The 13,804-nt window shown below is 55.7% G+C and carries 14 protein-coding genes; 12 read left to right on the top strand and 2 right to left on the bottom strand.

Annotation, left to right across the window (positions count from 1 at the left end):
• Positions 1-6 precede the first annotated feature (6 nt).
• The 9 genes from pfkB to JLG71_RS03030 all read left to right on the top strand — a co-directional run bounded on the left by pfkB (position 7) and on the right by JLG71_RS03030 (position 8,764).
• Positions 7-921 (top strand): 1-phosphofructokinase, encoded by a 915-nt coding sequence (pfkB, locus tag JLG71_RS03070; RefSeq protein ID WP_049078861.1) that lies wholly within the window; start codon positions 7-9, stop codon positions 919-921.
• A 10-nt stretch (positions 922-931) separates the two neighbouring features.
• Positions 932-2,344, top strand: coding sequence for a PTS fructose transporter subunit IIC (locus JLG71_RS03065; protein ID WP_049082257.1), 1,413 nt, complete (start codon positions 932-934; stop codon positions 2,342-2,344).
• 10 nt (positions 2,345-2,354) lie between these two features.
• Positions 2,355-3,170 (top strand): HPr family phosphocarrier protein, encoded by an 816-nt coding sequence (locus tag JLG71_RS03060; protein ID WP_049082258.1) that lies wholly within the window; start codon positions 2,355-2,357, stop codon positions 3,168-3,170.
• 176 nt (positions 3,171-3,346) lie between these two features.
• On the top strand, positions 3,347-4,618 hold the full coding sequence (gene gatZ, locus JLG71_RS03055; protein ID WP_109241078.1) for a tagatose-bisphosphate aldolase subunit GatZ: 1,272 nt from the start codon (positions 3,347-3,349) through the stop codon (positions 4,616-4,618).
• Positions 4,619-4,632: 14 nt separating this feature from the next.
• Positions 4,633-5,100: a PTS galactitol transporter subunit IIA gene (gene gatA / locus JLG71_RS03050; RefSeq protein ID WP_049082259.1), complete on the top strand. Its 468-nt coding sequence runs from the start codon at positions 4,633-4,635 to the stop codon at positions 5,098-5,100.
• A 26-nt stretch (positions 5,101-5,126) separates the two neighbouring features.
• A complete protein-coding gene (gatB, locus tag JLG71_RS03045; RefSeq protein WP_049082260.1) occupies positions 5,127-5,411 on the top strand; it encodes a PTS galactitol transporter subunit IIB in 285 nt (94 codons plus the stop codon).
• A 5-nt stretch (positions 5,412-5,416) separates the two neighbouring features.
• The gene (locus tag JLG71_RS03040) at positions 5,417-6,790 is read left to right on the top strand and encodes a galactitol-specific PTS transporter subunit IIC (protein ID WP_017145366.1); all 1,374 of its coding nucleotides are present in this window, start codon (positions 5,417-5,419) and stop codon (positions 6,788-6,790) included.
• 46 nt (positions 6,791-6,836) lie between these two features.
• The gene (gene gatD, locus JLG71_RS03035; protein ID WP_014226961.1) at positions 6,837-7,880 is read left to right on the top strand and encodes a galactitol-1-phosphate 5-dehydrogenase; all 1,044 of its coding nucleotides are present in this window, start codon (positions 6,837-6,839) and stop codon (positions 7,878-7,880) included.
• Positions 7,881-7,990: 110 nt separating this feature from the next.
• On the top strand, positions 7,991-8,764 hold the full coding sequence (locus JLG71_RS03030) for a DeoR/GlpR family DNA-binding transcription regulator (protein WP_049079965.1): 774 nt from the start codon (positions 7,991-7,993) through the stop codon (positions 8,762-8,764).
• 64 nt (positions 8,765-8,828) lie between these two features.
• Here JLG71_RS03030 and JLG71_RS03025 read toward each other — a convergent pair whose 3' ends face one another.
• Positions 8,829-9,830: a Fic family protein gene (locus JLG71_RS03025; protein WP_049079966.1), complete on the bottom strand. Its 1,002-nt coding sequence runs from the start codon at positions 9,828-9,830 to the stop codon at positions 8,829-8,831.
• A 4-nt stretch (positions 9,831-9,834) separates the two neighbouring features.
• A complete protein-coding gene (gene rsmI / locus JLG71_RS03020) occupies positions 9,835-10,698 on the bottom strand; it encodes a 16S rRNA (cytidine(1402)-2'-O)-methyltransferase (RefSeq protein ID WP_032720219.1) in 864 nt (287 codons plus the stop codon).
• 63 nt (positions 10,699-10,761) lie between these two features.
• On the opposite strand from rsmI, the gene JLG71_RS03015 reads away from it, so the two are divergent.
• From JLG71_RS03015 to diaA, 3 genes are read left to right on the top strand one after another with little or no spacing between them, the layout of a single operon-like run.
• Positions 10,762-12,843, top strand: a complete 2,082-nt coding sequence (locus JLG71_RS03015) for a penicillin-binding protein activator (RefSeq protein ID WP_088167669.1) — start codon at positions 10,762-10,764, stop codon at positions 12,841-12,843.
• Positions 12,801-13,187: a YraN family protein gene (locus tag JLG71_RS03010; protein ID WP_014226966.1), complete on the top strand. Its 387-nt coding sequence runs from the start codon at positions 12,801-12,803 to the stop codon at positions 13,185-13,187. Before JLG71_RS03015 ends, JLG71_RS03010 begins: the two co-directional genes overlap by 43 nt.
• A gap of 22 nt (positions 13,188-13,209) precedes the next feature.
• A complete protein-coding gene (diaA, locus tag JLG71_RS03005; protein WP_002918211.1) occupies positions 13,210-13,800 on the top strand; it encodes a DnaA initiator-associating protein DiaA in 591 nt (196 codons plus the stop codon).
• Positions 13,801-13,804: the final 4 nt, after the last annotated feature.

The raw sequence follows: 13,804 nt of genomic DNA, 5'->3' as shown, positions 1-13,804 counted from the left end.
AATGTCGTGATCCATACCCTGACACTCAATACGGCAATCGATATGAATATCTTTTGCGATCCGCTGAAGCCGTCGGCAGTGAACCGAACCCGGCACACCGAATATTGCCCGAATGGCAAAGGAGTGAACGTTTCGCTGATATTAAATCACTATCAGCAACCCACTCACATTATGGGTATTTTCGGTGGTTTCACTGGCCGTTATATCGTGGAAGAGTTACGTCAGAAAAAAATTAAAGTGACGCCGACATGGGTATCTGAGCCAACCCGAATTAATATTTTTATAAATGACGGCGCAGAGGAATATAAGCTCGTTAACCCCGGTGCAAAAATTGATGACGAGTGTAAACAGCAGGTTATTCATCATCTGCAATGCGTCACCTCCGGGGATTATTTAGCGATCAGCGGCAGCCTGCCGCCGGGAATTGAAAGCCGGTTCTATAGCGAGATCATTGAATTATGTCAGCAGAAAGGCTGCGAGGTTATCCTCGATATCAGCCATCCGGTTCTGCGCCAGCTGCTGGAATTACGGCCATTGTTGATCAAACCCAACGATGACGAGCTGCGGGAAATATTTGGTCTCGACGTCAGCAACCATCAGCAGGTACGCGAAGCTATGCGTACCCTGCATCAGTTGGGCGCTCGCAACGTGCTGCTGACGATGGGCGCGGAGGGCCTTTACTTTTCCGATGGCGCAAGCGTGTGGTTTTGCTCCGCACCGAAAATTGACCTGGTCAGCTCCGCCTGCGCCGGCGACGCCGCGCTGGGCGCCTTTCTCAGTAAATGGATTAACGAAGACGATGTCGCTCACGCCCTGGCACTAGCCAGCGCGACCGGCGCCGACGTCGCCGGTTCCGCCGGATTAGGAAATTTACAACGCACAGAAGAATTATTACAGCAAATTCAGGTCGTTCAATTATAAAGGTCCGATTATGAAAAAAATTATTGCAGTTACCGGCTGCCCTACGGGTATTGCGCATACTTTTATGGCTGAAGAAGCCTTAAAAACCGCAGCGAAGAAATTAAATGTCGACATTAAAGTGGAAACCAACGGAGCTTCCGGCGTTGAAAACGCCATTACCCCGGCGGATTTAGAAGATATTTATGGTGTAATTATTGCCGCCGATAAAGACGTTAACGCCGAGCGATTTAATGGTCTGCCGGTCATTGAGGTTCCGGTTAAAGAAGCCATTCATCATCCGGTCGATTTAATTAATAAAGTGATCGGCGGCCAGGCGTCGCGCCGTCAGGGTATTTCTTCCTCGCCGGAGTCACCGGAGAAATACGCGCAAGAGTCTTTCGGACGCCAGGTTTATAAGCACCTGATGAGCGGCGTATCCAACATGCTGCCGTTTGTGGTCTCCGGGGGGATTTTAATTGCCATCTCCTTCCTGTGGGGTATCTACTCAGCCGATCCGAACTCGCCGCAGTATAACGTTATTGCCGCGACGCTGATGAAAGTAGGCCAGCAGGCCTTCTCAATCATGGTGCCGATTTTTACCGCTTATATCGCCTGGTCTATTTCCGGCCGCCCCGGTATGGTTGCGGGCTTCGTCGGCGGCTTACTGGCCAACGCGACCGGCGCAGGCTTTCTCGGCGGGATTATCGCTGGTTTCGCCGCCGGTTATTTTATGTTGCTGATCCGCAATATGCTCAACGGCCTGCCGCGTCAGTATGAAGGGCTGAAATCGATCTTCATTATGCCGCTCGTTGGCGTGCTGGTAATAGGCGTGATGATGGTGCTGCTGGGTCAACCTGTCGCCGCCATCAACAACGCAATGATGAACTGGCTGAGTTCATTACAGGAAGCAAACCCGATTCTGCTGGGTATTGTGGTAGGCGCGATGTGCTCCTTCGACTTCGGCGGTCCGGTGAATAAAGCCGCCTACGTCACCGGTACGCTGCTGCTTGGCCAGGGGAACTACTTCTTTATGGCCGGGGTTTCCGCCGCCTGCATTACGCCGCCGCTGGTTATCGCGCTGGCGACAACCTTCTTCCCAAAAGGCTTCAGTGAAGAAGAGCGCGCCGCCGGGATGGTCAACTATATCCTCGGCTGCACCCATATTACTGAAGGCGCTATTCCGTTCGCCGCGAAAGATCCTTTACGCGTCATCCCCATGATGATGATCGCCTCTTCCATCTCTGCGGTTCTCAGCTATAGCCTGCAAATCCAGGTTCCTGCTCCGCACGGCGGCTTCCTTATCCTGCCGCTGGTAAGTAAACCGCTAATGTGGGTGCTGTGTATTCTCGCCGGTTCCGCCTGCGGCGCGGTCATGCTGGGATGCTGGAGGCTATGGCAAAAACGGACCCAGGAAGCAGCGACGCTTGCCGGTGCCATTAAATAAGGAGCTATTTATGCAACTGACTTGCGCAGATATCCATTTCGATCGCGCGATCAAAACGAAAGATGAAGCGCTGCAACGCGTCGTTGGCAGATTAACCGAAGCCGGGCATACCACGCCCGCTTATCTGAACGGCATGCGCGAACGCGAAGGGCAAATCAGCACGTACCTTGGCAACGGTATTGCCATTCCTCACGGCACGCCGCAGAGCCGCGATGCGGTACTGAAAACCGGTGTCAAAGTACTGGCCTGCCCGCAGGGGGTGGATTGGGGAGAAGAACAAGCGGCTTATCTGATTGTGGGGATCGCCGCGCAGAACAACGAACACCTTGATATTCTTCGCCAGCTTACCCACGCCCTGAGCGACGAACGCGTACCTGCAGCGCTATCGCGCGCTGAGAGTCCGCAGGCGGTGCTGGAGATTCTGGCCGGCAATATCTTCCCGGCCGAAGGGGAAGAGATTGAACCGCCCCCGGCGTTCGATGAAGAGGCGACTTTTACCCTGCGCAATCCCCACGGACTGCACGCGCGGCCAAGCGCTGTACTGGTGAAAGCGGTGAAGCAGTGGCGATCGCAAATTCGGGTGGAAAATCTCGACACCCGTTCCGCTATTGTTGACGCCAAAAATCTGATGCGGGTGGTTTCTCTCGGCGCAAAACAGGGACATCGGCTGCACTTTATGGCCAGCGGGGAAGATGCCCATCAGGCGCTGGAGGCTATCGGTACGGCCTTTAATGCCGGATTAGGCGAAATTGCCGCTCAACCGCAGCAGGTCGTTCAGCCAGCAGAAAAGCCTAAACGGAGCTGGATTTCACGAATATTTAGTTAAATTTCAAGAAATTAAAAACGCTCTGCCGTCATCGCCAGAGCGTTTTTTTATCTTTAACTTTCGTAACATTACGTTTTATCTTTCTTTTTTTCGAGATTGATCACAAATCAAAACAAAGGAGTTTGCGGGCAAAACAAAACATAACGAATATATTCGAAAGAAAACGGAGGTTTTAAATGAAAGATATTATTTCCCGCCACAAAGCTGGCGAACACATCGGCATCTGCTCAGTTTGTTCCGCGCATCCGCTGGTTATCGAAGCCGCGTTACGTTTCGATCTGCATACCAACAACAAGGTTCTTATCGAAGCAACCTCTAATCAGGTTAACCAGTTTGGCGGCTACACCGGAATGCAGCCTGCGGACTTCCGTGATTTCGTGAATAAAATTGCCCGCGAAGTCGGTTTCCCGTCAGAGCGCATCATCCTTGGCGGCGATCATCTCGGGCCGAACTGCTGGCAGGGCGAACCCGCCGCCGAAGCGATGGAAAAATCGGTCGATCTGATTAAAGCCTACGTCGCCGCGGGCTTCAGCAAAATCCATCTCGATGCCTCAATGTCCTGCACTGACGATCCGGTACCGCTGGACCCGGCCGTCGTCGCCGAACGTGCCGCTCGCCTGTGCCAGGCCGCGGAAGAGACGGCAACCGACGCGCAGAAACGCCATCTGACCTACGTCATCGGCACCGAAGTTCCGGTTCCCGGCGGCGAAGCCAGCACCATCGGCAGCGTCCACGTGACCCGCGCCCAGGATGCGGCGGCAACGCTGGAAACCCATGAAGCCGCCTTCCGCAAGCTGGGTCTTAACGCAGCGCTGGAACGCGTCATTGCTATCGTGGTGCAGCCCGGCGTTGAGTTCGACCATACGCAAATTATTCATTACCAGCCGGAGGCCGCCAAAGCGCTCTCCGCGTGGATCGAAGGCACGCCGATGGTCTATGAAGCGCACTCGACTGATTACCAGTCTCGTCAGGCATATCGGGCGCTGGTGCGCGACCATTACGCCATCCTGAAAGTTGGCCCGGCGCTAACCTTCGCGCTGCGCGAAGCCATTTTTGCCCTCGCGCAAATGGAAAATGAGCTGGTCGCTCCGGAATCCCGCAGCCGCGTGATGGAAGTGATTGATGAAGTAATGCTTAACGAGCCGGGCTACTGGAAGAAGTACTACCGCCCGACCTGGAGCCAGGCAATGGTGGATATCCACTTCAGCCTGTCCGATCGCATTCGCTACTACTGGCCGCATCCGCGTATTCGCCAGAGCGTGGAAAAGTTAATTGCAAACCTGACCGAAACTAAGCTGCCGCTGGGCCTTATCAGCCAGTATATGCCCGTGCAGTTTGAACGACTGTCGTTAAACGAACTCGCCGCCGTGCCGCACGACCTCATCCTCGACAAAATTCAGGATGTGCTGCGTGCCTACCGTTACGGCTGTTCATCCGAAATCGCCTGAAGTAAAGAGGATTTATGAGTCAATTGTTTGTTCGTACCGGCATTCATTTTAGTTCCAGCCGGCAGGCGCTGGAGCACATTGGCGAAGAGATGCTGGCGCGCGGCGTTGTGCACGACAGCTATCCACTGGCGCTGCTCGAACGAGAAGCAACTTTCCCCACCGGCATTGCGCTGGAGCAGCACGCGGTCGCGATTCCCCACTGCGAAGCAGTACATGCGAAGTCTCCGGCTATCTACCTGATTCGCCCGGACAACCCGGTCCCTTTTCAGCGTGCTGACGACGACGGCGAAATCGACGTTTCGTTAATCATCGCGCTGATTGTAGAAAATCCGACTGCACAGCTACAGCTGCTGCGCCGGTTATTTAGTGAGCTACAGAACCCGAATACGCTTGAAGCATTGCTGGCTGCCTCACAGGAGCAGCTGCCCGAGCTGTTTCGGCACTCTATCCTTGAGACAGAGCCCAGCGCTCAGGCTTTATAACAGACTGATAATAAAAGGGGTACCCTATGAAACGTAAAGTAATCGTCGCCTGTGGCGGCGCTGTCGCCACCTCGACCATGGCCGCAGAAGAGATCAAAGATCTGTGCGCGGACCACAGCATCGAGCTGGAGCTGGTGCAGTGCCGGGTGAATGAAATCGAAACCTATATGGACGGCGCGCACCTCATCTGCACCACCGCCCGGGTTGACAGAACATTTGGCGACATTCCGGTGGTTCACGGTATGCCTTTCATTTCTGGCGTAGGCATTGAAGAACTGCAGCAAAAAATCCTGAACATCCTGACGGAGTAACGCCCATGTTTAGCGAAATCATGCGTTATATCCTCGACCTTGGTCCAACGGTGATGCTGCCGATCGTGATCATCATCTTCTCCAAAATACTGGGGATGAAGCTCGGGGACTGTTTTAAATCAGGCCTGCATATCGGGATTGGTTTCGTCGGTATCGGCCTGGTCATCGGCCTGATGCTCGACTCTATCGGCCCGGCGGCGAAAGCGATGGCGGAGCATTTCCAGATTAACCTGCACGTGATTGATATTGGCTGGCCGGGGTCGTCGCCGATGACCTGGGCATCGCAAATCGCGCTGGTGGCGATTCCCATCGCCATCGCGGTCAACATCTTCATGCTGGTCACCCGAATGACTCGCGTCGTGAACGTCGACATCTGGAACATCTGGCATATGACCTTTACCGGCGCAATGCTGCATATCGCGACCGGTTCTTACTGGATTGGGATTCTTGGCGTAGTGGTGCATGCGGCTTTCGTCTACAAGCTCGGCGACTGGTTTGCGAAGGATACCCGCGACTTTTTCGGCCTCGATGGTATTGCTATTCCGCACGGTAGCTCGGCGTATTTAGGGCCGATAGCGGTGCTGGTCGATACGATTATCGAAAAAATTCCCGGCCTGAACCGCATCCACTTCAGCGCTGACGACATCCAGAAACGCTTCGGTCCGTTTGGCGAACCGGTCACCGTCGGTTTTGTAATGGGTCTGGTCATCGGCGCGCTGGCGGGCTACGACCTGAAGGGCATCCTCCAACTGGCGGTGAAAACCGCGGCCGTAATGCTGCTGATGCCGCGCGTCATCAAACCCATCATGGATGGCCTGAACCCGATTGCCAAACAGGCGCGTAAACGTCTGCAGGCGAAGTTTGGCGGCCAGGATTTCCTGATTGGCCTCGATCCGGCGCTACTGCTTGGTCATACCTCGGTCGTATCGGCCAGCCTGATCTTTATTCCGCTAACTATTCTGATCGCGGTTGTGGTGCCGGGCAACCAGGTCCTGCCGTTCGGCGATCTCGCGACCATTGGATTCTTCGTCGCCATGGCGGTGGCGGTACACCAGGGGAACCTGTTCCGCACGCTGATTTCCGGGATCATCCTGATGGGGATAACGCTATGGATTGCCACGCAGACCATCGGCCTGCATACCCAGCTGGCGGCTAACGCCGGGGCTCTGAAGACAGGCGGCCTTGTGGCCTCTATGGACCAGGGCGGTTCACCGGTTACCTGGCTGCTCATTCAGCTCTTCACCTGGCAAAACGTGGTGGGTTTTGTGGTTATCGGCGTCATCTATGTTGCCGGCGTGCTGTTGACGTGGCGTCGGGCGCGCAGCTTCGCCGCCGCAGAGAAAGCAACCGCCGCGCAGCAAAGCCCGAGCGTTTCTTAATCTCAAGGGGGAGCATTCGCTCCCCCGGACATTTCTGGAGAATATTATGCAATCAGTGGTTATCCATGCTGAGGGGACAGTGCGCGTTGAAGAACGCCCGATACCGACTCTACAAACGGAAAACGATGTCCTGGTCAAAGTCGTCAGCTCCGGATTGTGCGGTTCTGATATTCCGCGCATCTTCGCCAAAGGCGCCCACTACTATCCCATCACCCTGGGTCATGAGTTCAGCGGCTATGTTGAATCTTACGGCTCAGCGGTGACCGACCTGCAGCCGGGCGACGCGGTAGCCTGCGTGCCTCTGCTCCCCTGTTTTAACTGCCCCCAGTGCCAGCGCGAATACTTCTCTCTCTGCAAACAGTACCAGTTTGTCGGTTCGCGCAGCGAAGGCGGAAATGCGCAGTACGTGGTGGTCAAACGCGCCAACCTGTTCCGTCTGCCGGACCAGATGCCGATTGATGACGGCGCGTTTATTGAACCGATGACCGTCGGCCTGCACGCCTTCCATCTGGCTCAGGGCTGCGAAGGGAAAAACGTCATTATTATTGGCGCAGGCACAATTGGTTTGCTGGCGTTGCAGTGCGCCCGCGAACTGGGCGCCAAAAGCATTACGGCAATCGATATCAACCCGCAGAAGCTGGCGCTGGCAAAAACGCTCGGCGCAACGCACGTCTTTAACAGCAAGGAGATGAGCGGCAAACAGATTCAAACGGCGCTGGAAGAGATTCAGTTCGACCAGCTGGTGCTGGAAACCGCCGGTACGCCGCAAACCGTGGCGCTGGGCATTGAGGTCGCCGGACCGCGCGCGCAGCTGGCGCTGGTGGGTACCTTGCACCATGACTTAACGCTGCCTTTCGCCACCTTTGGCCAGATTCTTCGAAAAGAGCTGACTATTGTCGGCAGCTGGATGAACTACTCGGGCCCGTGGCCGGGAAAAGAGTGGCAAACGGCGGTTCGCCTGCTGACGGAAAAACGCATTCAGCTTGCCCCGCTTATCACCCACATCGGCGATGCCGAAAGCTTTGCCCGCGAAGTCCAGGCGCTCAACGGTGCGCCGATGCAGGGGAAAATCCTGCTTAAACTCTCCTGACCAACTGAGCCAGCAATCAGAGCTGGCTCACATAACCTTTCGAAAATTATCGTTCAACTTTCATTACCCTTCGATTACACTAAGATCAGTTAATTATCAGGCAAATTAATATGAACTCATTCGAGCGAAGGAACAAAATTGTCGAAATGGTCAATACGCAGGGTAGCGTATTGGTGCTGGACCTTTCGAATCTCTTTGGCATCTCCGAAGTGACGATCCGGGCCGATCTCCGTTTGCTGGAAGAAAAAGGATTACTCACCCGCTTTCACGGCGGTGCCGCAAGGCCCGGCAGCAATTTGACCGAAGGAGATAATCTGGAAGTGGTACTTGAAGATCGTTATCAGTTGGCCAGCGATCCGAAAAAACGGATAGCCCAGGCCGCGGCGGCGATGATTAGCGAAGGCATGACGGTGATCCTGGATAGCGGCAGCACTACCCTACTGATTGCCGAGGCGCTGGTACGTATGACCAATATTACGGTGATTACCAACAGCCTGCCCGCGGCGTTCACGCTATCCGAAAACAAAGATATCACCCTGGTGGTCTGCGGCGGCACCGTACGCCACAAAACACACTCCATGCACGGCACCATCGCCGAACGTTCACTCCAGGGCATCAGCGCCGATCTGATGTTCGTCGGCGCAGACGGCATCGATACCACCAACGGCATCACCACCTTCAACGAAGGTTACTCCATCAGCGGCGTCATGGCCGCCGCGGCACATAAAGTAATTGCCGTGCTGGACGCCAGCAAATTCAATCGCCGCGGGTTCAATCAGGTTCTACCGATGGAGAAAATAAACTGCGTGATTACCGACAGCGAAATAAATGAAGAACATCGGAAGGCATTAAAAAGTACCGGGATTGAGTTACACATCGTATAGAAAATAAGGCAGATGCGGTGACATCTGCCCTATTGACCATCACGTTTTGTACGCTGATAACCCGCTAAAGAATGCGCCAGGCTCCCCTTTTTTTTGCGCCGGTCCGCTGTAATCTTCCCTTTTGCTGCAGCGTCTTCAGATACCGCTCAACGGTTCTGGCAGAAACATCTATTTCCTGAGCCATGTCTTTCGCGGTGCGCGTGGGTTCTTTAGACAAAAGCTTGAGGATCCGTTCCTCAACGGCCGCCAGCATTTCCACTTTTTCTTCCGACATTTCTTCCGACATTTCTTCCGACAGAGAAGCTGTTTGCCCCATGCCATCTTTCAACGCGATAACCATATTTTCCAGCATAAATTCAATAAACGGCGTGCTGTCACTCTGGCTATCACACATCCCTAAAACCTGGTAATAGCGCTCCTGCTGATAATGCATCAACGTTTCAACTGGTAGCCAGGCAAGCTCCGCGCGCCATTGGCTAAGAATTAAGGTTTGCCACAGGCGTCCCATTCGGCCATTACCATCGGCAAATGGATGGATAAACTCAAATTCGTAGTGGAAGACAGCTCCAGCGATAAGCGGATGAATGTCAGTGACTTTCAGCCATAGCAGCAACTCGTTTATCAAACGCTCGACCTGAGAGGCGGGGGGAGCCATATGAACCAGTCGGGTATCCCGGAAGATCCCGACATCTCCGTCACGCAGCTGGCCAGGGTTATCAACCAGCCCTATCATCAGCGTCCGGTGGGCGGTCAAAAGATCGGTTAACCGGTGGCTTTTCCATGTAGGCATTTTTTCATATGCCAGAAGAGCGTTTCTCACTTCCTGAATATCTTTTGCTGGCGCAAGAACACGTTTACCCTCCACTAGCGCAGTGACCTGATCGGTACTCAGGCTGTTATGCTCTATCGCCAGCGACGCCTGAATCGTACGAATACGATTCTCTTTTCGCAGAAGGGGGGAGGCTCGTCCCGTTTGAGCTGACCAGTGCCCTAACAGCTCACCAATCTCAACAACCAGATTGAGAATGGCAGGAGTAATGCTAAACGGCGGCTGGTAATGACTCATGAGATTAGTCTCCCTGCTGCTCCAGGGCATACTTATACAGGGCGTTTTTCTTCACGCCGTGGATTTCCGCAGCCAGCGCGGCGGCTTTTTTCAGCGGCAGCTCAGCCTGCAGCAGGGCCAGCGTACGCAGCGCTACCGCCGGCAGCGCCTCTTCCTGCGCTTTAAAACCTTCTACGATCAGCACCATCTCGCCTTTACGGCGATTTTCGTCCTCTTTCACCCATGCCAGCAGCTCGCCGATCGGCGCTCCGTGAATCGATTCCCAGGTTTTGGTCAGCTCCCGCGCCAGCACCACGTAGCGAGACTCGCCCAATACCGTGCAGATATCTTCCAGGCTTTCCAGCAGGCGGTGGGTCGACTCATAAAAAATAATCGTCCGCGGCTCTTCTTCCAGCGCCTTCAGCGTGTCACGACGCCCTTTGGATTTGGCAGGCAAAAAGCCTTCATAGCAGAAGCGATCCGAAGGCAGACCCGCCGCGCTCAGCGCCGCAATCGCCGCACAGGGGCCGGGCAGAGGCACCACGCGAATATTAGCTTCACGGCAGGTGCGCACCAGATGATAGCCGGGATCGTTAATCAGCGGCGTTCCGGCGTCGGAAACCAGCGCGATGTTTTGCCCCGCTTTAAGCTTCGCGACCAGCGTTTCCGCCTTTTGCTGCTCGTTGTGGTCATGAAGCGCGAATAAACGGGCGTTGATAGCAAAATGCTGCAGCAGCAAACCGGTATGGCGGGTATCTTCCGCTGCAACTAAATCAACGGCTTGCAACACTTCCAGCGCGCGTTGCGTGATATCAGACAGATTCCCTATCGGAGTGGGCACAATATAGAGCTGTCCCTGAGAATTATCTGCTGATTCGTGTTGTTTCATTGTCTCGTCCGTATTGCCGAATTAATATTGAGCATTGAGCCAAAAAAATATCACTGGACACATATGGTACCGTCAACATTTCTTCGTTCTAAACCCGTGCGTTGTCTGCCCGTACTGCTGGCCGCGCTGATCTTTGCCGGCTGCGGTACCCATACTCCGGATCAAAGTACGGCGTATTTGCAGGGTACGGCCCAGGCAGACTCCAGTTACTATCTGCAACAGATGCAGCAAAGCACGAATGATAGCAAGACCAACTGGCAATTACTCGCCATTCGTGCACTGCTGAAGGAAGGTAAGAAACCGCAGGCGATCGACCTGTTCAACCAGCTACCGTCTAATCTCAACGGTGCGCAAAGCCGCGAAAGGTCGCTGCTGGCGGTGGAAGTGAAGCTGGCGCAGAACGATTTCCAGGGCGCGCAGACGCTGCTCAGCAAGCTCGACCCGGCAAGCCTTGAGGAGAACCAGCTGCCCCGCTACTGGCAGGCGCAAATTGACGCCAGCCAGGGTCAACCTTCGCTGAACCTGTTGCGGGCCCTGATTGCCCAACAGTCGCTGTTAAGCCTGCCTGCGCAAAAGCAGAAAAACATCGACGCGACCTGGAAAGCGCTCACCGCCATGACCAAAGATCAGGCCAACGCGCTGGTCATTAACGCCGATGAGAACGTCCTGCAGGGCTGGCTGGATCTGCAGCGCATGTGGTTTGATAACCGCAGCGATCCGACGATGCTCAAGGCGGGAGTGAAAGACTGGCAGACTCGCTACCCGCAAAACCCGGGGGCGAAAATGCTGCCGACGCAGTTAGTGAATATGCAGAACTACCAGGCCGCATCGACCAATAAAATCGCCCTGCTGCTGCCGTTAAACGGCCAGGCGGCGATTTTTGGCCGCACGATCCAGCAGGGCTTTGAAGCGGCGAAGAACGGCGCGCCTGCCGTTGCAGGAAGCGCAGTACCCGCCCAGGTCGCCCAGGCGGCGAACGTTGCCGAAAGCGCCGTAGTCAGCCCATCGCAGGCGGAGGTCACCGATCTGACGACCACCAATAACGCTCAGACCCCGGTACAGGCCCCAGCGGCCGACCAGGCGCAAACCGCGGCGCCGGTCACCGCGCCGGCGGCAGTACAAGCCCCGACGCCGGAGGCCACCAGCCAGCCGGCGGAAGCGCCGCAGGCTCAGGCCGTCGCCGCAACGCCAGCCAACCCTTCCGCAGAACTGAAAATCTACGACACCACCGCTCAGCCAATGAGCCAGCTGCTGGCCCAGGTGCAGCAGGATGGCGCGACCATCGTCGTCGGTCCGCTGCTGAAAGATAATGTCGAAGATGTCATCAAGAGCAATACCTCGCTGAACGTGCTGGCGCTCAATCAGCCGGAAAAAGTCGAAAGCCGGGCCAATATCTGCTATTTCGCCCTCTCGCCGGAAGATGAAGCCCGCGACGCGGCGCATCACATTCACGATCAGGGCAAACAGACTCCGCTGCTGCTGGTGCCTCGCGGCGCCCTGGGCGATCGGGTGGTTACCGCCTTCGCCAACGAGTGGCTGAAGCTGGGGGGCGGTACCGTCCTGCAACAGCGCCTGGGCTCCACCGCCGAGCTGCGCGGCAGCGTCAACAGCGGTATTTCGCTAAGCGGTACGCCGGTCTCAACCCTGCCGTCAGCGCAGGACAGCGCCCTGGGTAGCCCGAGCGATGTGCCGGTCAGCAGCACCGGCGGCGTCGACGCCGCGTATATCCTGGCCACGCCGGAACAAATCGCTTACATCAAACCGATGATCGCCCTGCGTAACGGCAGCCAGAGCGGCGTGACGCTCTACGCCAGCTCCCGCAGCGCCCAGGGGACTTCCGGACCGGACTTCCGTCTGGAGATGGAAGGTCTGCAATATAGCGAGATCCCGATGCTGGCGGGAAGTAACCCTGCCCTGCAGCAGCAGGCGCTGGCCGCCGTTCGTAACGACTACTCGCTGGCGCGCCTGTACGCCATGGGCGCCGACGCCTGGTCCCTTGCCAACCATTTCTCGCAGATGCGCCAGGTTCCCGGCTTTGAGCTGAACGGCAATACCGGCGATCTCACGGCCACGCAGGATTGCGTGATCAACAGGAAACTGTCATGGCTCAAATACCAGGGTGGGCAAATCGTCGCGGCCAACTAAGTAAACAGACCGGCGATGCCTGGGAAACCCAGGCGCGCCGCTGGCTGGAGAGCCAGGGTCTGCGTTTTATCGCCGCCAACGTCCGCGAGCGCGGCGGCGAGATAGACCTCATCATGCGCGACGGCAGCGTCACCGTCTTTGTCGAAGTACGCTATCGTCGCAGCGCAAACTACGGCGATGCCGCCTCCAGCGTGACGCCGCAAAAGCAACAAAGACTGCTCAAAGCCGCGCGTCTGTGGCTCTGCCGACAGAATGGGAGCTTTGAGACTGTGGATTGCCGTTTCGATGTGGTAGCCTTCACCGGAAACGACATCCAATGGCTAAAAAACGCCTTTGGCGAATAGCGTAAACGAATTAAGGGATCCCGTGCTCGACAGAATCAAAGCCTGCTTCACCGAAAGCATTCAAACCCAAATTGCAGCAGCGGAAGCACTCCCGGACGCCATCTCCCGTGCGGCGATGACGCTCGTTCAGTCGCTGCTGAACGGCAACAAAATCCTCTGTTGTGGTAATGGCACTTCCGCCGCCAACGCACAGCATTTTGCTGCCAGTATGATTAACCGTTTTGAAACAGAGCGTCCTGGTTTACCCGCCATTGCACTAAATACCGATAATGTGGTCTTAACCGCAATTGCCAACGATCGCCTGCATGACGAAATCTATGCTAAGCAGGTGCGAGCGTTGGGACACGCCGGCGACGTGCTGCTGGCGATTTCTACGCGCGGCAACAGCCGGGACATCGTGAAAGCCGTGGAAGCGGCGGTCACCCGCGATATGACTATCGTGGCGTTAACCGGTTATGACGGCGGTGAACTGGCTGGCCTGTTAGGGCAGCAGGACGTCGAAATCCGCATTCCGTCGCATCGCAGCGCGCGAATTCAGGAAATGCACATGCTCACCGTCAACTGTCTGTGCGATTTGATCGATAACACGCTTTTTCCACACCAGGACGATTAAGGAG

The sequence above is a fragment of the Klebsiella michiganensis genome (assembly GCF_015139575.1).
GTDB lineage: Bacteria > Pseudomonadota > Gammaproteobacteria > Enterobacterales > Enterobacteriaceae > Klebsiella > Klebsiella michiganensis.
The sequence above is the reverse complement of the archived record's forward strand: the minus strand, read 5'-3'. Positions and strand labels throughout refer to the sequence as shown.